Source organism: Lentzea sp. NBC_00516 (assembly GCF_036346835.1).
Taxonomy (GTDB): Bacteria; Actinomycetota; Actinomycetes; order Mycobacteriales; family Pseudonocardiaceae; genus Lentzea; species Lentzea sokolovensis.
The window spans coordinates 7,722,830-7,742,776 of the sequence record NZ_CP107840.1 but is presented as its reverse complement, the minus strand read 5'-3'; the positions used below and the strand labels follow the sequence as shown (position 1 = coordinate 7,742,776).

The window sequence follows — 19,947 nt, the reverse complement described above, 5'->3', positions numbered from 1 at the left end:
AACCCAGGTAGTTAGAAACCTAACCCGGACTCGGCGACCTAACCCGACCTGTTCACGGCTCGTCAGCTCTCAGCACGGCCTCGTTCTCGGTGTCCGTGCTGTCCCTGCACGCCCAACCACTGTTACTCAGAGCAACTGGAGATGCGACGTCATGACCAGCCGCCGCACGTTCCTCACCGATCCCAGCGACGTCCACGCGTTCAACCGCCGACCGCTGCGAGACCCGTCCGCCGTCCGCGCGTGGTGTGAGCCGATGCTCCGGCCGGCATGGGACGCAATGCGTCCCGGCGACTCCATGCCGCTGGCAGGAAGCCCGAAGTGGGAAGCGCTCAACGACGACGACCCGCGCAAGCTCGCCGCCGTACTTCATGCGGCGCTGGCACACCTCGATGAGTCCACACCGCACGCAATCGCTGCTCGCTTCGCTCACGAACTCGCGGCGCAGCACCAAGAAGAACGGGTGCTGCTGAAGGAGACGGCCGCCGCCGTGTCGGCCGCGATGTCCAGCGCAGGTGCGCTGAACCAGTACCTGCCCTTCTGCACGCTCGCGGCTCGGCGCACGACCTACGCGACGCCACCTCTGACTGCGGACGAGATCCGCCGCCGCGCCTCCCGTTCGTGGGGACTCGCCGACCACCCCAGCACACGCAAGCGGGCCGCGTGAACGAGCTGCACCACGAGATCGAAAGGAGGGACATCGCGTGAGCGCCTTCATCAACACTCTGGCGGACATCGACAACGTGATCGGAGAGGCCGACACAGACACGACCGCCACCGCCCCGGCTGCCGTGATGACCTGCCACACCTGCGGCAAGCCGCTCACCGAGTCCGTGTCCGACGACTTCTGTGACGAGCCCTGCCAGACCCTGTGGTTGGCGTCCCTCGCGGAGTCGAGCCCGCAGGACGGTGGCCAGTCGCCCGACGAGGACCAGCCCGAGGCCGCGCCGTTGACCCCGGTCGCGTCCTGGCTCGGTGCGCCACCCGGCGTGGTGTCTCGGCCCGGCCACGAACTGTTGGACGCGGTGACGGCTTTCCTGAACCGCTTCCTACGGTTTCCCAGCGAGCACTGCGCACCGGTCGTGGCGCTCTGGTTCGCTCACACCCACCTCGCAGACCGGCTCTACGTCACGCCGCGCCTGATCCTGTCGTCTGCTGAGCCCGGCAGCGGCAAAACCCGCGTTCTGGAGATTGGGCAGTACCTCGTCCACAAGCCCGAGATGACCATCTCCATGACCACGGCGGCCATCTTCCGTCTGCTGCTGGACGGCCCGGTCACGCTGATGTTCGACGAGATCGACGCCGTCTTCAGCACCCGAGGAGGCAACAACGAAGACCTGCGCGGGCTGCTCAATGCCGGGTACAAGCGGTCCGCCACGATCGCCCGCTGCGTCGGTGACGCGAAGTCCATGAACGTCCAGCGCTTCCCCGTCTACGCGCCCGTGGCACTCGCGGGAATCGCCGGACACATGCCCGCCACCATCACCAGCCGCGCGGTCACCATCCACATGCGCAAAGCCGCCTACGGCGACGATCCCGAGGAGTTCCTAGAGGAAGACGTCGAACTCGAAGCTGCACCGCTGCGGGCCGAACTCGCCGCGTGGGCCGCCACCGTTGCGGACCAGGTGGCCACGGCCCGACCTGAACGCCCAGAAGGTGTCCGCAACCGCGCAGCCGAGATCTGGCGTCCGTTGCTCGCGCTCGCCGAAGCCGCAGGCGGGGACTGGCCGGCCGTGACTCGCGCGGCTTGCACGCACTTCGTCATCGACACCGCGACGAGCCAGGAGGAATCGACCGGCGTCCAACTCCTGGCCGCGTTGCGCGACCTCTTCACCCAGCACGGCACGGACCGGATGCGCACGGCGGACATCCTGAGTGCCCTGCACGCGCTCGAAGAGGCCCAGTGGTCCGACATGGGCGACGGCAAAGTCCTTAACCCGCAAGGGCTTGCGCGCGAACTCAAGCGCTACGACGTCAAGCCCGTGGTGTTCGAACCGCTCAACCCCGGCGAGAAGGCCGGCCGCGGCTACGTCGCCTTCACCACCAACGGCGCTCAAGCCCAAACTGGGCTCGCCGACGCGTGGCGGCGCTACCTGCCGCCTACGCCTTCCGCACAGGCGTAAGACCCGTAAGGGCCGTAAGGAACCAGGTCACAGCGTCACCAGGGTGTAAGCGGCTTACGTTTCGAGCCGTAAGCCGCGTCAGGCAACACAGCAGCGGCTTACGCATCGGAACGTAAGCGGCTTACACCCCTGCACGCCTATGGCCAGGCGACTTACGGCCCCTACGGCCCTTACGGACATCACCGAATCCCGAGGCAATGCCGCACGCCCAGATCTCCACGGGCTCGCCATCTGCCGTTGCTCATCGTTCCAACAACACGCGGAGGTGGCGTGGTCATGCGCCGACGTGAACTGCTGACGGTTGCCGAGTTCTGCAAGGAGTTCAAGATTTCCCGCTCGACGCTCTACGAGTGGATTGCGAAGCAAACGGCACCGAGGTTCTCGCGGTTGCCCAACGGACAACTGCGCTTCGACCGGAGCGACGTGGACGACTGGTTCAACGGCTGTGGGGTGGCGGCATGAAGACGAGCTTCAACGTCCGGATCTACACCACCGATGTCTACAAGGGCACGCGAACCACGACGTACTGGGTTCGTTGGGCCGTCGAGAAGAAGCAGTTCAAGGAGAAGTTCAAGACCGCTGCTCTGGCGGACAGCTTCCGCTCGGAACTCGTCATCGCGTCGCGCAAGGGTGAGGCGTTCTGCGTTGAGACTGGTAGCCCAATGTCGAAGCTGCGCGAGGAAACCACAGACAAGACGGCGATGTCCTGGTTTGACCTCGTCGCGAAGTTCGTGGACATGAAGTGGGACGACGCTGCTCCCACGCACCGCAAGTCCATTGCGGACGCGCTCGCGCCGATCACCGAGGCCATGATCGCGACCGACCGCGGACGTCCCCGACACAGGGTGCTTCGTCGCGCGATCCGCCTCCACTGCAACAAGGAACGCCGTAACCAGGAGCACCCGAGCGACGTTGCGGCGGCGCTCGGGTGGTTGGCGCAGAACACGCGACAGGTGTCCGAGCTCGTGGACGCCGATTTCCTGCGGAAGGTGGTCAGCGCGTTCGAACGGAAGCTCGATGGGCAGCGCGCCGCCTACGACACGATCCGGCTGCGGCGGACGACGTTCGGCAGCATCTTGGCCTACGCCCACGAGATGGACGTGTTGTCCGAGAACCCTTGGAAGGAGGTGAAGATCAAGAAGCACAAGGCGGTGGCCCAGGAGGTTGACCGTCGTTGTGTGGCGAACCCGATCCAGTTTCGCACGGTGCTGCGCGAGGTGGCCGACATTGGCCGCACGGGTGCCAAGTTGGCGGCGTTCTTCGCGCTGATGTTCTTCGCGGCGCTCCGGCCTGAGGAGGCTTCCAATCTCAGGCTCTACAACCTGCGGCTCCCGCCAAAGGTGTGGAACGAGGAGGCGCAGCGTTGGGAGGTCCACGAGTGGGGCGTGATCCACCTTGAGGGTGCGGCTCCCGAGGTAGGTGCCGAGTGGACGGACAACGGCAAACGGCATGAGGAGCGCGAACTCAAGCACCGGCATAAGGGCTTTGGCCGGCCGGTCCCGATGTGTCCGGAGTTGGCTCTCTACCTCTACGAGCACATCGAGAGGTTCGGCATCGGACCGCGCGGGCTGCTGTTCGTCGCTGAGCGGGGTGGACACATTGGCAGCTCGACCTATGGGCGGATCTGGGACCTCGCTCGCAAGATCGCGTTCACGGCGGAGGTGGCGGCCGGCCCGCTGGCGAAACGACCGTATGACCTACGGCATGCATGCGTGACGTTCTGGCTCAACCTGGTCAAGGAGCCCAAGCGGGTCGCCGAGTGGGCAGGACACAGCCTCGCGGTGCTGCTGCGCGAATACGCAAAGTGCATCGACGGAGGGGAACAAGAGGCCCTAAGAAACGTGCAGGAAGGACTGACTGGCTCAGCCGTAGCCTTCAGCGCGGCATGAACCGCCCTTCACGGCAACCTCACGGACTAAGCCTGCGAAACCGCAATAGTCTGCCAGATAAATCGACAGAACATAGACAATTGCCCCGGAATCAGATCGAGGCGAATACCCCAAAATCAGCCGTAACGCCACACAGAGAATAGGGATCTCGCAAAATCGGCAATCCACTCACCGAGACCACTCGGAACATCAACACGAGCCCGAGCGCTTGAACCACATACTTTCCATGCGACCGACCCATCGGTACACTACTTCGGTGGCATTACTTTTCGCGGTGATACGTGCGCTACTCGTGGCCTCAGCGCTTACGGCGCTGATAATGGTGGATATCGGAGTACCTGACGAAGACTACTGGTCCGACAAGGACTACATCATTTATGTGGCACTAGGCATGGCATTCTTGTCCTACGTCCCCGGCGGGCTTGCTCAGTGGTATCTACGAAGAAATCAGGCCGAGTCCGCATACAAGTATCACAAGAACATCCAGGCGTCATTATCAGCCGCACTGGTCGAAGTCACAGAAAATACTAAGTCGTCGTGGCGTGAAGTCGGAGTTCACGCCTTCTGGATCAGAAAGAGCGTTCTCGGAAGAAGGCTAGTCAACATTGGAGGGGTTCGACTTGGGGCGACACCCTCAATGGATAGACCAGCTTGGAAGCGAGGAAAGGGGGTAATAGGCCGAGCATGGTCGATTGAAGACAAGGCGACGGCCAACTGGAGGGAATTCCACGAAATTAATCGCGCTCTAGGGAAGGAAGAATGGAACAAGAAGGAACACGAGTTCCGCTTTGGGATGAGCTGGAACGAGCTGACACAAAGTAGCGACTACGACGCAATCGTCGCCTATCCCATCGTCAACCTCTCAACGAATGAAATTGTTGGTTGCGTGTCTATCGATGGCCCTTTAAGTCGAGAGGAGTACGACGGAGACAAAGTTGGCACAGTCATCCAACAGCTGGCCCAAGCCGTACTCAAAGCAGGAGAGCCCCCTCACTACTGGTTTCAGCAGCGAGTATGACCCAAGGGAAGTGGTGAATCAAATGAACGATCCTAAAGATCTCCCCGACGGGTCACAGGTTGGCGATGATTTTATTGAACAGGTAGAAAACCTAGGCGGCTCGCCGGACTATATCCAGAGACTACGAGGTGGTACACCATCAAACAGAATTCGACTTTCGCAGGTTTTGAAGATATTCTTGATTTCACTTTGGGTCGCTGGCTCATCCGCCCTGATCTATCTATTGATATCTCAAGTTTTGGAGCCTTTCGGCCTCGACGCCGTGATAAATGTACTGCTCTTCATCATCGGAGCCATCGCAGTTGTAATGATAGTAATCGGCGGACTTCGTTACGTAACCTCTAACGGCGACAGCAAGGCAGTAGCGGCAGCCAAGGAGACCGTAATTTACTCGGTGATCGGATTGACAATTGCACTCATTTCCTATGCGATTGTAAACTTCGTCCTGACTGAGATTAGGTAGCCGCCGACAGCCTGACCAGCAACCATGGCATCACTAGGAAGAGTCGGCTGGCGGCTCGCTGTCCGAGCGTCGAACCGAGTGGCGGCAAGTTTGCCTTAACGAACCCGGCTCACCACCACAAATTCGGTTACAAGGATGACGCCGCAAGCACGGCAACCAGCTTCCTGGCAGAGACTTTGTCAGCAGGAGCGCCTCTCAGACACGCATGTCCAGACACCGGCTCCCCAGCATCGGCGCGGACGTACCCAGATCTGCCCACCGCGGCCAGACGTTCGCACTCGATGTCGGCCGACACGCTAGGGCAGACCACACATCCACGCGGCGGCGCCTTGGCCAGGGTTCCCACCCGTGCGGCCCTCACAGCCAAGGTGGCTCATGTGTGGAGGTCCTCACCCACACGGACACCTCGTGGCGCCCTCAGCATCTAACACCCAGCTCACGGCTCGATTGCGCGCGACAGTTGTCGAAGCTTGAGGTTCTGCCGAACTTCGGCACGTATTCGGCACAGACACCAGCAACGGACCGGATCGAGCCGTACGCAGCCGGACAGCACGACGAAGGCCCTGTGACCAGAACTTCCTGGTCACAGGGCCTTCAGTACTGCTGTGGCGGGTAGAGGATTCGAACCTCTGTAGCTTTCGCGACGGATTTACAGTCCGCTCCCATTGGCCGCTCGGGCAACCCGCCCCACACCGCCGTAACGGTGCGGGCAGAACAATACATAACCCCTTCGGGAGGCCCCAAATCGGGGTACCCCAGTAGCATCGACGCTGGCTGTGAACCCCGAGATCGTTGAGGAGTGAAGTCGTGGCGGACCCGTCGTTCGACGTGGTGAGCAAGGTGGACCGGCAGGAGGTCGACAACGCGCTCAACCAGGCCTCCAAGGAGCTGAGCACGCGCTTCGACTTCCGCGGGACCAACACCACAGTGGCCTGGGCCGGCGAGGAGGCGATCACCTTCACCTCCGAGACCGAGGAGCGCTGCAAGGCGGCGATCGACGTCTTCCAGGAGAAGCTGGTGAAGCGCAACATCTCGATGAAGGCGTTCGAGATCGGCGATCCCGCGGTGTCCGGCAAGGTGTTCAAGGTCACGGGAAACCTCGTGCAGGGCATCACGTCCGAGAAGGCCAAGGAGATCGCCAAGAAGATCCGCGACGAGGCGCCCAAGGGTGTTCAGGCGCAGATCCAGGGCGACCAGTTGCGGGTGTCCGGCAAGAAGAAGGACCACCTGCAGGACGTCATCACACTGCTGAAGGGTTCTGACTTCGGCATCGCAATCCAGTTCACCAACTACCGGTGAAGGGCATCGTCCTCGCCGGTGGCAGTGGGACGCGCCTGCACCCGATCACGCAGGCCGTCTCCAAGCAGTTGCTGCCGGTGTACGACAAGCCGATGATCTACTACCCGCTGTCGGTGCTCATGCTGGCCGGCATTCGGGAGGTGCTGATCATCAGCACGCCCACCGACCTGCCGCAGTTCCGGCGGCTGCTCGGCGACGGTTCCCAGTGGGGCATGAGCTTCTCCTACGCGGAGCAGGCCGCGCCGAACGGGCTCGCGGAGGCGTTCATCATCGGCGCTGACTTCGTCGGTGGCGACGACGTGGCGCTGGTGCTGGGCGACAACATCTTCTACGGCCAGGGTTTCTCCACCACGCTGCAGCAGCACGCGTCCTCTTTGGACGGCTGCGTGCTGTTCGGGTACCAGGTGAAGGACCCCGAGCGGTACGGCGTGGGTGAGGTCGACGCGACGGGCAGGTTGTTGTCCATCGAGGAGAAGCCCGCCAAGCCGAAGTCGAACCGGGCGATCACCGGGCTCTACTTCTACGACAACGGTGTGGTGGACATCGCGCGGAACCTCAAGCCGTCGCCGCGTGGCGAGCTGGAGATCACCGACGTCAACCTCGCGTACCTGAACGAGGGCCGGGCGCAGCTCGTGGACCTGAGCCGTGGGTTCGCGTGGCTCGACACCGGCACGCACGACTCGCTGCTCGAGGCCGGGCAGTTCGTGCAGGTGCTGGAGCACCGGACCGGTGTGCGCATCGCGTGTCCCGAGGAGATCGCGCTGCGCATGGGCTTCATCTCCGCCGACGAGTGCTACGCGCTCGGCGAGAAGCTCGGCAAGTCCGGGTACGGCGAGTACCTCATGGCCGTGGCGACGGCAGGGCGTTAGCGCCGGGCCATCTCTTCGAGCCTGCGGATGCGGTCGGCGATCGGCGGGTGGGTCGAGAACCACTTCGAGAACTGGTCCCCCGAGCGGAACGGGTTCGCGATCATCAGGTGGCTCTGCGACACCACCTCCGGCTCCGGCGCGAGCGGCGCCGCCCGCGTCCCCAGCTCGATCTTGCGCAACGCGTTCGCGAGCGACAGAGGGTCGCCGGTGAGTTCCGAGCCCGCCTGGTCGGCCTGGAACTCGCGTGAGCGGCTCACGGCCAGGCGCACGACGGTGGCCGCGATCGGCCCGAGCAGCGCGATCAGCAGCAGGCCGAGCGGGCCCGGCCCGTCGTCGTCGCCGTCACCGCCGCCGAAGATCCCGGCGAACAGGGCCAGGTTCGCGAGCATCGTGATCACGCCGGCCAGCGCGCCGGCCACGCAGCTGATCAGGATGTCGCGGTTGTAGACGTGCGCGAGCTCGTGGCCGAGCACGGCGCGCAGCTCACGCTCGTCGAGCAGGTCCAGGATGCCCGTGGTGCAGCACACGGCGGCGTTGCGCGGGTTGCGGCCCGTCGCGAACGCGTTCGGTGCGGCGGTCGGGCTCAGGAAGAGCCTGGGCATGGGCTGGCGCGCCTTCTGCGACAGCTCCCGCACGATCGCGTAGAGCACTGGCTGCTCCACCTGCGACACAGGTACCGCCCGCATCGCGCGCAGCGCGAGCTTGTCCGAGTTGAAGTACGCGTAGGCGTTCACGCCCAAGGCCAACAGCAGGCCGATGACCAGTGCGGTCCGGCCGAACAGGCTGCTGATCAGCACGATCAGCGCGCTCATCCCGCCGAGCAGCACGGCCGTCTTCAACCCGTTGAAGTGCTTGTGCACGGTTTTCGCCTCCGGGTTTTACGTCCTACCCCTCAACGAACCAGGCCGTCGTCCAGTTCCTGTCGCCGTTTCGGGTGCGGCCTCCGCGGCCGGGTCGAGCTGGGGCGGCGGTGGCACCTTCTCGACCCATGTGGACAGCACGTCCCGTTCGTGGACGAGCTCCGCGACGGCGCCCTCGCCGTCGATCGAGCCCGTGCCCGGATAACCGAACTCCGGCGCCCAGTGCAGGGCGTCGAACGGGCAGACCTCGACGCAGATGCCGCAGTACAGACACTGGCCGTAGTCGATCGCGAACCGGTCGAGCACGTTGCGGCTGCGCGGGCGGGCGCTGCCGGGCTGCTCTTCGACCTCGGTGTGCGACGTGATGTGGATGCACCAGTCTGGACACTCGCGCGCGCAGATCATGCAGACCGTGCAGTTCGCCTCCAGCAGCGCGATGACGCCCCTCGTACGCGGCGGAAGGTTCGTCACGACGTGCTCTCCTCTTCGCGGCGCGGACCCCAGGACGGATCCGGAACGCCAGGTGGTGCGGTGCGGCGGCGGCTCGGGGCGCTGGTGTTGTCCTCGCCGGGTTCGAGGGCGCCCGGCCACGGACGCACGACGCGGGAGGCCAGCACGAAGTCCTTGCGCAGCGGGTGGCCCTGGAAGCTGTCGGGCAGCAGCAGGTGCGCGGGCTCGCCGTCGACGGTGATGCCGAACATCTCCGCGGCCTCGCGTTCGTGCCAGCGCGCGCCCTTCCAGAGGTGGGCGATGCTCGGCAGTGCGTCGGTCTCCGCGATCTCGGTCCGCAGCATCATGCCTTCGCGCGTCTGCGGGTCGATGACGTGCAGGAACACCGCGTGGCGCTGGCCCGCGGCGCCCGGCCGGCCCGCGTCCTCGACGCCGAGCCAGTCGAACATCACGAAGCCCTGGTCGTGGTGGGCCGTGGCCGTGGTGAGCCAGTCGCCGAGCTCCACGTGGTGGACGGTCTGACCGAACGCCGTCTTCGGGGTGGTCACGCGTTCACCAGTCCATGCAGCGCCTTGAGGCCTTCGAGCAGCGCTTCGGGCCGCGGCGGGCAGCCGGGAACGGCGACGTGGACGGGCAGGACCTGGTCGATCCCCTTGGTGACGCTGTAGGAATCCCAGTACGGGCCGCCTGTGTTGCTGCAGGCGCCCACGGAGATCACGTAACGGGGTTCGGGCATGGCCTCGAAACTGCGGAGGACAGCAGGCAACATGACGTCCGTGACGGTGCCGGAGACAACGAGAACGTGCGCCTCGCCCGCGCCGTCGACCGGCGTGACGCCGAGGTCGGGAAGGCGGTCGAGAGCTGCCATCACTTCGACTCCGCAGCAGGCGAGTCCGAGTTCGAGCACGGTGACCTGGTAGGTGGTGCCCCAGTCCAGGCGAGCGGAAGCCGTCACAACGGCTGAGGGTAATACTTGGGGGCCCACCGGCTTGCGCTGGCGGACCCCCACCCCCCAATGATTCCCCCCGGAATCGGCTCCCACGCGTGGTCGCCGCGGATAGTTTTGTACACCCGCGCTATAAGTGTCCAGGGATTTGCCGACAGGATCTGCAGATAATTTGTCGGCGAAATGCGGTCAAGTTCAGTACAACTGATCGGCAGAACATCAGAGAGGGTCCCATGTCCGGCTCGTCCCAGTTGGTGCTACCCACCAGCACCTCGCTGCACCGTTTGCTGAACATGCCCGGTGCTCTACTGGATACCACGATGGACCAGCTCAGGACCCTGCTGACCGTGCACGAGACCCGTTCGGCCCTACGCGCCGCGAGGGCGTTGGGACGAGAGCAGTCGAGTGTGCAAAAGCAGCTCGACACGTTGAACAGGAACTTCCTGGAACTGTGCGGCGAAGCGCTCGTGGTGAAGCAGGGACGCGGAAAGGACGTGCTGTTCACACCGACTGGTGAGTCGCTCGTCGAATTGGCTCGAGAGACGCTCGCGGAGTGGCTCGACGGAATTCACGAGTGCCGCCGCAAGCTCGGCACGACCGTCACCGTGGGCACGACGCGATACATGCTGGACACGCTCGCGAAGGCGTGGCACCACGTGGCGGACGAGTTCCGCGAACGCGACGTGGACCTCAAGGTCGTGCACATCCGCACCAAGGACATCTGGACGAAGCTGGAGACGCGCGAGGTCGACGTCGTGTGCGGCAGCGTCGTGACGCGGGCCGGCGCGGGCTGGGAGCGGCCGGAGTTCGACGTGATCGAGTGGCGGCGCGGCGGCCTCGCGTTGCTGACGAACCTGCCGGAGACGGTTGTCGGCGACCGCGTGCGGGTACCTCAGCTGAGGTCGGTCCCGTTGGTCGTGCCGGGGGCGGGGCTGATCGCCGAGTTCCTGCGGGGCTGGTTCGGGCCGGACTACCGCCAGGGGCTCGACATCGCGGCCGAGATCGACGAGATCCAGTACGGCATCTCGCTGCTGCGCTCGAACCTCGTCCAGGGAGCCATGATCGTGACGTCTGGTTTGGGCGTGGTGGCGTCGAACAACGAGCTCCGGGAGGGAGGCGGCCTCCGGGTCGTCGAGCTCGCAGATGACTCAATGGAGCGGCTTGTGGGCGTTTTCGCCCGAACGGACGAACTGTCGAAGCATCCGGCGGATCATCCGCTGAACCTGCTGTGGTCGGCCTTCAAAGCAGAAGCGCCCCGGCCGTAGCCGAGGCGCTCTGCTGTCTTCTTTGCCTACTTCTTCGCGGGTGTCATGGCGTCGTGCTCAGGCCTGCGTTGCTCGACGTTGGGACGATGCTGGGCTTTGGCCATCTTGGCCAGCCAACTCGTCGCCTCCGAGCGGATCTTCTCCAGCTCGTCGTCGCGTGCCTGTTGCTCGTTCATCGGCCACTCCCTGCGTTCGGGGATCGCGTTCGATGGGAGCACTACCGGGCGTGTGCCCGCTAGGGCCGCCATGCTTGTGGGTGAACCTGTTTGACAGCATCGTCCGCCGATAGGTTTTGCGCACCCCCGACACGGCGATTTTGGCCTCTTTAGTACCCCCGGTACCCGCCACCGAGGCCCATGCTGACCAGACCGGGGTGGTTGTGGAAGCCGCCGTAGCGCGCGTAGGTGTAGCGAACGCCCGCGATGATGTTGTCGACCGGCGCGAGGATGTTGTCGTAGCCGGCCAGCTTGTAGGCGTTGAACGTCGGGTCGATGCACTGCATCAGACCCTTCGACGGCGTACCGCGCATCGCGTTGGAGTCCCAGTTGTTCACGGCGTTGGGGTTGCCGTTCGACTCCTTGATGATGATCGTGTAGATCTCGTCGACGCTGTTGTTGTCGATGTTGGTGCCGTTGGCCTGCAGGACCTTGATGGCGTCCTTGATCCAGCCCTCGACCTCGCGCTGCTTGGCGGGCTTGCGCATCTCGATCTGGCGCTCGGCCTCGGCCTTGGCGGCGGCCTCACGCTGGGCGTGCGCGTCCGCGGCGGCCTTGGTGGCCTGCTCGAAGGTCTGCTGCGCGTACATCTGCTGGAACTGCAGAAGGCGGCCGACCTGATTGCCGGGGTTGACGTCGTGCACCGTCTGGATCGTCTTGGCCTGCTGGTCGGGGAGAGCGCCCAGCTCGGCCGCGCCCGCGGCGAGTTCCGTCGAGGTGCCGCTGGTGGCGGCGTTGGCGATGGCTGCGGTGCCGGCGGCGACACCTGCTGCGACGAGGATCGCGCTCACCCGGTGAGCGAGCGGAACCTTGTCGTCCTCGACGCGGTGAGCGCCGGGCTTGACTTCTTGCATGGGCACGACCGTGTACACGGTTCGGCCATCGGCTTTGCTGTGCCGGGCCAAGGGGGAGCCTCCTGCGTCGGGGAGCTTGGTCTCCGGCAAACCCGGGCGGGGGTTTCCGGGGGACTTTGGACCCTTGGTGCTGTGGTTCCTGTGTCCTGCCGGTGACCAAACCGTTATCGGCGGGCGAGAACGTAACCTCGCGTCACGAGCGCAGGCAAGCTTGAGCGCCCGATGGGTGACTCTCGTCACGTTTCCGATGGGTTGGGCTATCCGTTGCTGACAGACAGTCAACGAGCCTTGTGAGTCCTGCGTAAGTTCATCGTTGCCTCCTGACGAACTGGCGGAGCTGTCTGTTAGTTCGCTGCTAGCCCGACTCTCGTTATGGGTTACATCCACGACCACGCGATCGAGTGATGCGGTCACGCTTCGTGGTCATATTGGGGTGCGTGGTGCTGACCTGCGGGGACTTGATCGCTGGACAGCGTTTTTCTCGTTCTGAAGAGGGGTACGGAGAGGCCGCGTGTCCGGTTCACCCAATGTTGTGGGTTAGCTCTTCCGCTTCTGCTCCAGCGCCTTGAGCACCCAGTCCGGGCTGTCGCCGGGGCTCTCGTTGAAGGCGATCGCGGCGTCCGGCTGATGCCAGTGCACGAGGTTGACCACGGTCTGGAAGAGCTCCAGCAGACCCGGTCCCTTGCGGATGCCGCCGCCGATCAGAACAGCGTCGTACTGCCTGCTTCCGAGTTTCTCGACGAGCTTGGCCTGGGCGCGGCCGTCCAGTTCCTCGAAGTCGATGAGGAAGAGGTCCTCGGTGAGTCCGAGCTCGGCGAACGCCTTGCTGCCCTGCTTGATGCCGGCGGCGACGGGAGCGGGGTCGAAGCCGGGGATGGTGTGGGGATCGAAGCCGATCGCGAGGATGTTGGGCACCCGTCCGAAGCTACTGCGGCCACCAGATGCCGGCCACGAGCTGTTCCAGGAGCCTCAGGACCCCGGACGGGTCGAAGGGGAGGTCGGCCATCAGGTGCGATGCCTCGCGCACCTCGCACTCCACGCGCAGGTCGTCCATGGGGATCTTGGTCGCGTTGGCGATGACGTCGAGCACGGCGTGCATGTGCGGGCCGCTGAACCTGGCCAGGAAGAACCAGTCGTCGAGCGGGTCGCCGAAGCGGGCCCACTCGAAGTCCAGCAGTGCGGTCAGTTCGGTGCCGTTCGCGAGCCAGTTGTCCCAGTGGCAGTCCGCGTGGACCGGGACGGTGTTCCGGGCGTGCTCTGGCGCGCGTGACGCGATCGCTTTGAGGCCGTCGAGCACGGTCGGCGGAACGACGCCCTTGAGTTTCTCCGTCTGGGCGACGAGTGCGTCCCTGCCGGTGAAGCCGCCGTGGTCCAGGGCTTCGGCCAGGATCCGCTTGGCCGGTTCCGGAGGCGATGAGCTTCACCACGACGTCGGCGCCCACGTACACCTCGTGCGAGCGGCTGCTCACCGGTGCGAGCGGGCCAGGGTCACGGCCGAGGGCCGACGGGGCGATGGCGCGAGCATCCATGCGGTGAGGCTTTCACCTGGCCGAAACCGGGGCGACAGCCCGTACGGGCCTGATTACGGTCGCCGCATGCTTGAAGGCCTCACGTGGCGACCTCTCACCCGCGACGACGCCCAGACGTCGGCCGACCTCCTCAACGCCATGGAGACCGCCGACAGGATCGGCGAGAACTACACCGCGGAGGACACCCTCACCGAGCTGGTCGACCCGTACGCGGACCTGGAACGCGCGAGCCTCGCGGCCTTCGACGGTGATCTCATGGTCGGCTACATGAAGATCCAGTACCGGCCGACCGCCTCGGAGGTCCATCGCGTCTCGCTGGACGGGGGCGTGCACCCTCGTTACCGCCGTCAGGGCATCGGCACGCGGCTCGTGCGGGCCGGGATCGAGGCGGCGCACGTCCTGCACGCGCTGCATCACCCGACGCTGAAGCTCGCGATCAACGTCCACAAGGCCGAGCACATCGCGGGCCTGCCTGAACTTCTGCGATCTCACGGCTTCATCCCGGTCCGCTACTACCAGCGCATGGAGCACTCGCTCGGTGACCTGGAGGTGGCTGACGAGCTGCGGATCGAGCCGTGGTCGGAGGCGGCCGACGAGGAGTTCCGGCTCGTGCGGAACGAGGCGTACCGCGAGAACTGGGGTGTCGTGCCGATGCCCGTGGAGCTGTGGAAGAACAAGGTCACCAACCAGACGTTCCAGCCCTCGGTCAGCTTCCTGCGGCGCGATGCCGGCGGGGCCGCGGTCGGCGTGCTGGTGACGATGAGCTGGGAGGCCGACACGAAGGCCACCGGTGTCCGCGACGCGCACTTCATGGTGCTGGGGACGCTGCCGGAGCACCGGAAGCAGGGTGTCGCGAGTGCGTTGATCGGGAACGCGCTGCGGGCCGCCGCCGACCAGGGTTACGACCGTGCGCTGCTGAGCGTCGACTCGGCGAACTCGTCCGGAGCGTTCGGCATCTTCGAGAAGGCCGGCTTCCTGGCGACGATGCGGTACGTGCGGTGGGCGCTGGAGGTCTGAAGTTGTCAGCGCGCCCGTAGAACGAGCAGGCGTCCCAGAAGGCCGGCGGCGAACATCACCAGGCCGGTGAGCACCGAGGGCAGCGGCAGGGTCGCGACGAGCGTGACGCACCCGGCGGCGCCGACGATGTTGAGCGCGCGCGGCCAGCGTCGGTGCTCGGCCCGTTGGCGTGCGGCGGAGAGGTTGGCGATCAGGTAGTAGATCAGCACGCCGAACGACGAGAACCCGATCATGGATCGTAGGTCGGTGGTGAGCACGAGAACGCCCACGACGACGGCGAGCGTGATCTCGGCGTGGTGTGGCACCTGGTGGCGGGGATGGACGGCGGACAGCCAATGGGGCAGGTCGTGGTTGCGGGCCATGGCGAGCGTGGTCCTGCCGACGCCGGCGATGAGCGCCAGAAGCGCGCCGAGGCTGGCCAGTGCACCGCCGATGCGCACGACCGGAGCCAGACCGGGTGAACCGGCGGCGGTGACGGCCTCGGTCAGAGGCGCTGTGGCAGCGGCGAGCCGGTCGGGGCCTGCGGCGAGCAGTGCGGCGGCCCCTACGAGGACGTAGACGGCCACGGTGATGCCCAGGGCGATCGGGATCGCTCGGGGAATGGTGCGCTGCGGATCGCGGACTTCTTCGCCCATGGTGGCGATCCGGGCGAAGCCCGCGAAGGCGAAGAACAGCAGCCCGGCGGCTTGCAGCGTGCCGTAGATCCCGCCGGTCCCCAGCGCGTGCCAGCCCCCGAGGTTGTCGGCACTCGCAGCACCGCCGGCCGCGATGCCGACGACGATGGTCGCGAGGGCGATCAGCGTGGCCGTGACGAGGACTCGGGTAAGTGCGGCGGTTCTCGTGACGCCGCGGTAGTTGAGGGCGGCGAGTCCGATCACGGCCGCGACGGCGACGAGCCGTTGCGCCCACCAGGGGCCGGGGACGGCGTAGGTGGCGAACGTGAGTGCCATCGCGGCGCAGGACGCGGTTTTGCCGACGACGAAGCCCCAGCCCGCCGTGAACCCCCACCAGTGGCCGAGCTGCTCGCGGCCGTAGACGTAGGTGCCGCCGGACGTCGGGTAGGTCGCGGCGAGCTGTGCGGACGCGGTGGCGTTGCAGTAGGCGATGACCGCCGCGATCACCAGGCCGATCAGCAACCCGGTTCCGGCGGCTCGCGCGGCGGGGCCGAAGGCGGCGAACACACCGGCGCCGATCATCGAACCGAGGCCGATGATCACCGCGTCCCTCGTGCCCAGTCGCCGTGCCAGTTGTGGCGCGGGTGATGTCACCGGCGCGGCTCGAACAGCTCGACGAAGTTTCCGGCGGGGTCGATCAGGAGGATCTGACGGCCGCCGGGCCCGGCGACGACGTCGTTGCGGAAGCGGACCCCCGCCTGACGCAGCCGGGCGATCTCGGCGTCCAGGTCCTCGACGACGAGATGAATCCGGTTCCAGCCCCCTGCCTCGGGAACCTCACCGTCCGGCATGGGACGCCCGCCGGAGCTCGCCGGGCCGGACAACAACAGCCTCAGGGGTCCGCGCACGACGTCGGCGAAGGCCGGAGCCGCCGACGAGAGCAGCGTGAACCCGAGGTGGGTGGTGTAGAAGTCGACTGCGGCCTGGACGTCGTCGACCAGGTAGCGCACGTGCGCGAGGTCCTTGGTCATGATCGCGTCTCCTGTGAGCGAGGGTGGGCCAGGTTCTGCAGCAGGAACCCGATTCGGGTCGACAACTCATCGGCCGCACGACTGAAGGCGGGGTAGCTGGCCTCGGTCGTGTCACCTGCGGCGGACGGGTCGGGCATGCTCCAGTGCACGAGGCCGGGATGGCCGGGGAACTCCGGGCACACCTCCCGCACCTTGTCGCAGAGGCTGATGACGTGGTCGAAGTGCTGCCCGGCGAACTCGTCGAGATGCTTGCCGCGGTGCCCTGACAGGTCGATGCCGTGTTCGCGCATGACCGCGAACGCGTTGGGATGCAACGGTTTCGGGTGACTGCCCGCGCTCGCGACCTCGACGTGCGGCGCGCGGTGTCGTAGAAGCGCTTCGGCCATCTGGGAACGGGAACTGTTGCCGGTGCACAGGAACAGCACCCTGCCTCGCACCGACTCCTCCGCGGGCGGTGCCGGTGGCACCAGGTCCAGGGCCGGATGCAGGCCCTCTCCCGCGCCGGCGAGCAGCTCCGCGCACCGGCCGAGGTCGAGGCGGTAGTACGTGTCGCGGCCATCAGCGGAGCTGCGGCGACTGGAGACCAGACCTCCCGACCGCAGCTTGCGCAGGTGGTACGACACCAGGCTCTGCGGCTGGTCCACGGCGGTGATCAGGTCACCTACCCGCAGGTCGCTCCTGGCCAGCTCACGCAGCAGGTTCCAGCGCAGCTGCTCCCCGGCGAGGCGGAGGAACAGCGGTGCGTCCGGAGTTTTACGGTCTGCTGCCACTGCCTGAAAATACATCAACCTAGATTGGTTGACCATCTTTCAACTGCTGATACCACTTCCGAGCAGCTGCCTGGGTTGGACCAGGCGAGCACGCCTACGTCACCCGTCGGAGTAAATCTGTGGTGGCGGAGGTAGACATTGTCGATCCGGTGTGTGTAGTCTTCTCCTCGTTGGACGAGAGAGAAGATGACACGGGAGATGACGAACTGCCCGTGAAGCAAGTGCAAGACGGTCAGGCGTGCCAGAGCTCGTCGTTTCGAGGGCTCGAGGCAGCGACCAAGGGAAGTCGGCGAGCAAGACCGGACGCAGTGCGCAAGACCCCGGAGCCGACAACCGCATGACCAGCAAGTGCAAGACGCAGTTCCGAGTTGAAGTCGAAGTGCAGGTTGCAGGTGCAAGACGGTCAGACGTGCCGGAGCCGATCAGTGGAAGGGGTTCTGGCAGGTGACCAAGGGCGGTCGGTGAGGTGAGTCCGGCATGTGCAAGAGGTCCGGTGCCGACAGCCACGTGAGTAGAGAAAAGTCAGTACTCAGAGGAGAAGGGAAGGGTTGCACACCATCGGATCGCCCGCTTTCGGCTGATCTTCGCCGAACGGGTACCGCGGTTCCATCAGATTGGAAGGTGGTCTTCGGTTACGCACACGCGATCCCCGCAGCGCCCGCTTCTAGTACGGGGCATGCGGACAGAGGATGCCGATCTCACGGTCGGCTAGGTGGAAGTGAAACCCAACAACCCTGGGGCCCCGGTGCTACGGCATCGGGGCCCCTCGTGATGTGGAGGCGCGATGAACCCAGACACAAACGAATCTGCGGAGAACGAACCGCAGACCACAGCAGAGAAGTTCGACGACGAGCACTACCCCGCCTACTCGATGGGCCGGGCCGCGGAACTGCTCGACACGTCAGCGAACTTCCTGCGCAGCCTGGACGAGGCGAAGCTCATCGAGCCGCAGCGTTCGGCCGGCGGCCACCGCCGGTACAGCCGCCACCAGCTGCGTCTGGCAGCCCGTGTGCGTGCGATGGTCGACCAGGGCACGGGATTGGATGCGGCGTGCCGCATCGTCACCCTGGAAGACCAGCTTCAGGAAGCTCAGGCACTCAACGCCAAGCTCACTCCCCCGTCACCGCCCGACGAGCCGTATCCGCCGCTGCAGAGCGTGTGACTCGTCCGCGCTTCGGGGCGGCGACGCAAGAGTTCAGCGGAACGCTTCCACGCGACTGATCTGCGCTGGCGAAAACCTGGTTGGGCTTTCACCGAGCGCAGATCAAACCCGCTAACCCTCTTCGGTGAACGCGCTTATTTCGGGTCGTCGCTGCGCCATGGGTAGTCGAAGAGTTCCGGGTGCAGGCCCCACTCCCCGAGAGCCGCAGCCAGTTCCGGCTCACCGACTACGGTCGCGCCTTTGACCAGGACTGCTCCGATGTCGTAGTCGTAGCCGTCGAGGCGGTCGGCCTCGTAGTCCCAGTGCTGCAGTGTGAAAGTGCGGGCACGGTCGGCTCGTTTCCAGCCTTGGCCGGCGGCTTCGCCGTCCGCCGGAGTGCGGAGAGGCCAGATGTCGACGAATGCGCGACGGCCTGACCGGGAAGCAGGCACCTCGGTGACCAGTCGCTGCCCGAGACGCAACGCGGCCAACTTGTCGGTGGGCCACTCCCACCTGCCGCCGGTCGGATGAGATTGCGTGCTCACGAGGTGAGCACAGCACGTGGCCTCGCAGCTCACAACGTCGTTTCGAGTCGGAAAGGGAAACGCCCCCGGCGATGATCGCCGAGAGCGTTCGCCTTGCACCCCTGATCAGCCCCGGAGTTCCATCGTGCAGCACTTCGGGCCGCCGCCCGACTTGCGCAGCTCCGAGATGTCCACGAACACGGGCTCGAACCCGCGTCGCGCCACCTGCTCGGCGAGGTGGGTGGCCTCGATCGGCATCACGACGTGCTTGCCGTCGGAGACCGCGTTCAGGCCCAGGCAGACGGCGTCGTCGTCGTTGGCGATGACGGCGTCCGGGAAGAGGCGCCTCAGCACCTGCTGGGAGCCCGGCGAGAAGGCTTCCGGGTAGTAGGCGATCAGAGGGGTCGGGGACTGGTCGTCGAGCATGAACAGGGCCACGTCGAGGTGGTAGAAGCGCGGGTCGACCAGTTGCAGGGACACGACCGGAACGCCGAGGACCTCCTGGGCCTCGGAGTGCGCGCCGGGGTCGGTGCGGAAGCCCGTGCCGGCCAACAACAACGAGCCGGTCCAGGTGAAGTCGCCTTCGGCCTCGTTCACGGCGGTGGGCATGACGACCGAGTTGTAGCCCGACGTCAGGAACCAGCGGCGGAAGTGGTCGGCCTCGGCTGAGCGTTGTTCGGCGCGGAAGCGGGAGCCCAGGACTCGGCCGTCGATCACGGTGCCGCTGTTCGCGGAGAACACCATGTCCGGCAGGCCCGGGATCGGGTCGATGACCTGTACGTCGTGGCCCAGGCGCTCGTAGGTCTCCTTCAGCGCGGTCCACTGCTCCACGGCCAGCTGCGTGCTGGTCGGCTGGGTGGGATCCATCCACGGGTTGATGGCGTACTCCACCGTGAAGTACGTCGGTGGGCACATGAGGTACCGACGGGTCGTGGGCACGCGCCCAGGAAGGAGATCCTGTGCCGCCGTGAGGGGCGTGGCGATGTCGAGCGTGATCGGCTCGCCCGGCCCGGAGATGGATACGGTCATGGATCGAAATGTAAACGGCGGTTAGACCATCGAACAACGCCGCG

At 65.5% G+C, this 19,947-nt stretch carries 23 protein-coding genes, 1 tRNA gene and 1 pseudogene; 11 read left to right on the top strand and 14 right to left on the bottom strand.

Annotation, left to right across the window (positions count from 1 at the left end; genetic code table 11):
• Positions 1-151 precede the first annotated feature (151 nt).
• The 6 genes from OG205_RS35645 to OG205_RS35620 all read left to right on the top strand — a co-directional run bounded on the left by OG205_RS35645 (position 152) and on the right by OG205_RS35620 (position 5,490).
• Positions 152-664: a DUF2742 domain-containing protein gene (locus tag OG205_RS35645; protein ID WP_330272283.1), complete on the top strand. Its 513-nt coding sequence runs from the start codon at positions 152-154 to the stop codon at positions 662-664.
• Between the two features lie 37 nt (positions 665-701).
• Positions 702-2,120, top strand: a complete 1,419-nt coding sequence (locus OG205_RS35640; RefSeq protein ID WP_330272282.1) for a DUF3631 domain-containing protein — start codon at positions 702-704, stop codon at positions 2,118-2,120.
• A 276-nt stretch (positions 2,121-2,396) separates the two neighbouring features.
• Complete coding sequence (locus OG205_RS35635) at positions 2,397-2,582, top strand: helix-turn-helix transcriptional regulator (RefSeq protein WP_330278301.1); 186 nt, start codon at positions 2,397-2,399, stop codon at positions 2,580-2,582.
• Positions 2,579-4,009, top strand: coding sequence for an integrase (locus tag OG205_RS35630; protein WP_330272281.1), 1,431 nt, complete (start codon positions 2,579-2,581; stop codon positions 4,007-4,009). The genes OG205_RS35635 and OG205_RS35630 overlap by 4 nt, the downstream gene beginning before the upstream one ends.
• A 256-nt stretch (positions 4,010-4,265) precedes the next feature.
• Positions 4,266-5,027: a hypothetical protein gene (locus OG205_RS35625; protein ID WP_330272280.1), complete on the top strand. Its 762-nt coding sequence runs from the start codon at positions 4,266-4,268 to the stop codon at positions 5,025-5,027.
• Positions 5,028-5,049: 22 nt separating this feature from the next.
• Positions 5,050-5,490, top strand: a complete 441-nt coding sequence (locus tag OG205_RS35620; RefSeq protein WP_330272279.1) for a pilin — start codon at positions 5,050-5,052, stop codon at positions 5,488-5,490.
• Positions 5,491-6,096: 606 nt separating this feature from the next.
• On the opposite strand, the gene OG205_RS35615 is transcribed toward OG205_RS35620, so the two are convergent.
• Positions 6,097-6,177 (bottom strand) — tRNA-Tyr (locus OG205_RS35615).
• A 120-nt stretch (positions 6,178-6,297) separates the two neighbouring features.
• Here OG205_RS35615 and OG205_RS35610 point away from each other — a divergent pair.
• Together OG205_RS35610 and rfbA are read left to right on the top strand one after the other, a co-directional pair.
• Positions 6,298-6,789, top strand: a complete 492-nt coding sequence (locus tag OG205_RS35610; RefSeq protein ID WP_330272278.1) for a YajQ family cyclic di-GMP-binding protein — start codon at positions 6,298-6,300, stop codon at positions 6,787-6,789.
• Positions 6,786-7,658: a glucose-1-phosphate thymidylyltransferase RfbA gene (gene rfbA, locus OG205_RS35605; protein ID WP_330272277.1), complete on the top strand. Its 873-nt coding sequence runs from the start codon at positions 6,786-6,788 to the stop codon at positions 7,656-7,658. The genes OG205_RS35610 and rfbA overlap by 4 nt, the downstream gene beginning before the upstream one ends.
• On the opposite strand, the gene htpX is transcribed toward rfbA, so the two are convergent.
• The 4 genes from htpX to OG205_RS35585 are packed head-to-tail and all read right to left on the bottom strand — an operon-like array spanning position 7,655 to position 9,923.
• The gene (gene htpX / locus OG205_RS35600; protein WP_319976874.1) at positions 7,655-8,518 is read right to left on the bottom strand and encodes a zinc metalloprotease HtpX; all 864 of its coding nucleotides are present in this window, start codon (positions 8,516-8,518) and stop codon (positions 7,655-7,657) included. The genes rfbA and htpX overlap by 4 nt on opposite strands.
• An 18-nt stretch (positions 8,519-8,536) precedes the next feature.
• Positions 8,537-8,989 carry a 4Fe-4S binding protein gene (locus OG205_RS35595; protein WP_093606362.1) on the bottom strand — a complete coding sequence of 151 codons (453 nt, stop codon included), beginning with the start codon at positions 8,987-8,989 and terminating at the stop codon, positions 8,537-8,539.
• A complete protein-coding gene (locus OG205_RS35590) occupies positions 8,986-9,516 on the bottom strand; it encodes an NADH-quinone oxidoreductase subunit C (protein WP_330272276.1) in 531 nt (176 codons plus the stop codon). Before OG205_RS35590 ends, OG205_RS35595 begins: the two co-directional genes overlap by 4 nt.
• Positions 9,513-9,923, bottom strand: coding sequence for an NADH-quinone oxidoreductase subunit B (locus tag OG205_RS35585; protein WP_330272275.1), 411 nt, complete (start codon positions 9,921-9,923; stop codon positions 9,513-9,515). The genes OG205_RS35590 and OG205_RS35585 overlap by 4 nt, the downstream gene beginning before the upstream one ends.
• A gap of 224 nt (positions 9,924-10,147) precedes the next feature.
• On the opposite strand from OG205_RS35585, the gene OG205_RS35580 reads away from it, so the two are divergent.
• Positions 10,148-11,179 (top strand): LysR family transcriptional regulator, encoded by a 1,032-nt coding sequence (locus OG205_RS35580; RefSeq protein WP_330272274.1) that lies wholly within the window; start codon positions 10,148-10,150, stop codon positions 11,177-11,179.
• Between the two features lie 26 nt (positions 11,180-11,205).
• Here OG205_RS35580 and OG205_RS35575 read toward each other — a convergent pair whose 3' ends face one another.
• From OG205_RS35575 to OG205_RS35560, 4 genes and pseudogenes are all read right to left on the bottom strand, one after another.
• The gene (locus tag OG205_RS35575) at positions 11,206-11,355 is read right to left on the bottom strand and encodes a hypothetical protein (protein WP_157512956.1); all 150 of its coding nucleotides are present in this window, start codon (positions 11,353-11,355) and stop codon (positions 11,206-11,208) included.
• Positions 11,356-11,504: 149 nt separating this feature from the next.
• Positions 11,505-11,855, bottom strand: a pseudogene (locus tag OG205_RS46840) (transglycosylase SLT domain-containing protein); the annotation flags it as partial.
• 930 nt (positions 11,856-12,785) lie between these two features.
• Positions 12,786-13,163, bottom strand: a complete 378-nt coding sequence (locus tag OG205_RS35565) for a hypothetical protein (protein ID WP_330272272.1) — start codon at positions 13,161-13,163, stop codon at positions 12,786-12,788.
• 10 nt (positions 13,164-13,173) lie between these two features.
• Entirely contained in the window at positions 13,174-13,545 is a 372-nt protein-coding gene (locus OG205_RS35560) for a phosphotransferase (protein WP_330272271.1), read from the bottom strand.
• Positions 13,546-13,843: 298 nt separating this feature from the next.
• Between OG205_RS35560 and OG205_RS35555 the strand changes: the two genes are divergently transcribed.
• Positions 13,844-14,794 carry a GNAT family N-acetyltransferase gene (locus OG205_RS35555; RefSeq protein ID WP_330272270.1) on the top strand — a complete coding sequence of 317 codons (951 nt, stop codon included), beginning with the start codon at positions 13,844-13,846 and terminating at the stop codon, positions 14,792-14,794.
• A gap of 5 nt (positions 14,795-14,799) precedes the next feature.
• Here OG205_RS35555 and OG205_RS35550 read toward each other — a convergent pair whose 3' ends face one another.
• The 3 genes from OG205_RS35550 to OG205_RS35540 are packed head-to-tail and all read right to left on the bottom strand — an operon-like array spanning position 14,800 to position 17,209.
• Complete coding sequence (locus OG205_RS35550; protein ID WP_330272269.1) at positions 14,800-16,062, bottom strand: APC family permease; 1,263 nt, start codon at positions 16,060-16,062, stop codon at positions 14,800-14,802.
• Positions 16,059-16,439 (bottom strand): VOC family protein, encoded by a 381-nt coding sequence (locus tag OG205_RS35545; RefSeq protein ID WP_330272268.1) that lies wholly within the window; start codon positions 16,437-16,439, stop codon positions 16,059-16,061. Before OG205_RS35545 ends, OG205_RS35550 begins: the two co-directional genes overlap by 4 nt.
• On the bottom strand, positions 16,436-17,209 hold the full coding sequence (locus OG205_RS35540) for an arsenate reductase/protein-tyrosine-phosphatase family protein (protein WP_330272267.1): 774 nt from the start codon (positions 17,207-17,209) through the stop codon (positions 16,436-16,438). The genes OG205_RS35545 and OG205_RS35540 overlap by 4 nt, the downstream gene beginning before the upstream one ends.
• Before the next feature lie 784 nt (positions 17,210-17,993).
• On the opposite strand from OG205_RS35540, the gene OG205_RS35535 reads away from it, so the two are divergent.
• Positions 17,994-18,371, top strand: a complete 378-nt coding sequence (locus OG205_RS35535) for a helix-turn-helix domain-containing protein (protein ID WP_330272266.1) — start codon at positions 17,994-17,996, stop codon at positions 18,369-18,371.
• A 134-nt stretch (positions 18,372-18,505) separates the two neighbouring features.
• On the opposite strand, the gene OG205_RS35530 is transcribed toward OG205_RS35535, so the two are convergent.
• Positions 18,506-18,895 carry a hypothetical protein gene (locus OG205_RS35530; RefSeq protein ID WP_330272265.1) on the bottom strand — a complete coding sequence of 130 codons (390 nt, stop codon included), beginning with the start codon at positions 18,893-18,895 and terminating at the stop codon, positions 18,506-18,508.
• Between the two features lie 105 nt (positions 18,896-19,000).
• Positions 19,001-19,903, bottom strand: coding sequence for a dimethylargininase (gene ddaH, locus OG205_RS35525; RefSeq protein ID WP_442916631.1), 903 nt, complete (start codon positions 19,901-19,903; stop codon positions 19,001-19,003).
• Between the last annotated feature and the right edge of the window lie 44 nt (positions 19,904-19,947).

Coding starts and splice junctions, on each gene's coding strand:
- OG205_RS35645 (WP_330272283.1), top strand. CDS start 152: ATGACCAGCCGCCGCACGTTCCTCACCGATCCCAGCGACGTCCACGCG.
- OG205_RS35635 (WP_330278301.1), top strand. CDS start 2,397: ATGCGCCGACGTGAACTGCTGACGGTTGCCGAGTTCTGCAAGGAGTTC.
- OG205_RS35630 (WP_330272281.1), top strand. CDS start 2,579: ATGAAGACGAGCTTCAACGTCCGGATCTACACCACCGATGTCTACAAG.
- OG205_RS35620 (WP_330272279.1), top strand. CDS start 5,050: ATGAACGATCCTAAAGATCTCCCCGACGGGTCACAGGTTGGCGATGAT.
- OG205_RS35580 (WP_330272274.1), top strand. CDS start 10,148: ATGTCCGGCTCGTCCCAGTTGGTGCTACCCACCAGCACCTCGCTGCAC.
- OG205_RS35575 (WP_157512956.1), bottom strand. CDS start 11,355: ATGAACGAGCAACAGGCACGCGACGACGAGCTGGAGAAGATCCGCTCG.
- OG205_RS35555 (WP_330272270.1), top strand. CDS start 13,844: ATGCTTGAAGGCCTCACGTGGCGACCTCTCACCCGCGACGACGCCCAG.
- OG205_RS35545 (WP_330272268.1), bottom strand. CDS start 16,439: ATGACCAAGGACCTCGCGCACGTGCGCTACCTGGTCGACGACGTCCAG.
- OG205_RS35535 (WP_330272266.1), top strand. CDS start 17,994: ATGAACCCAGACACAAACGAATCTGCGGAGAACGAACCGCAGACCACA.
- ddaH (WP_442916631.1), bottom strand. CDS start 19,903: ATGACCGTATCCATCTCCGGGCCGGGCGAGCCGATCACGCTCGACATC.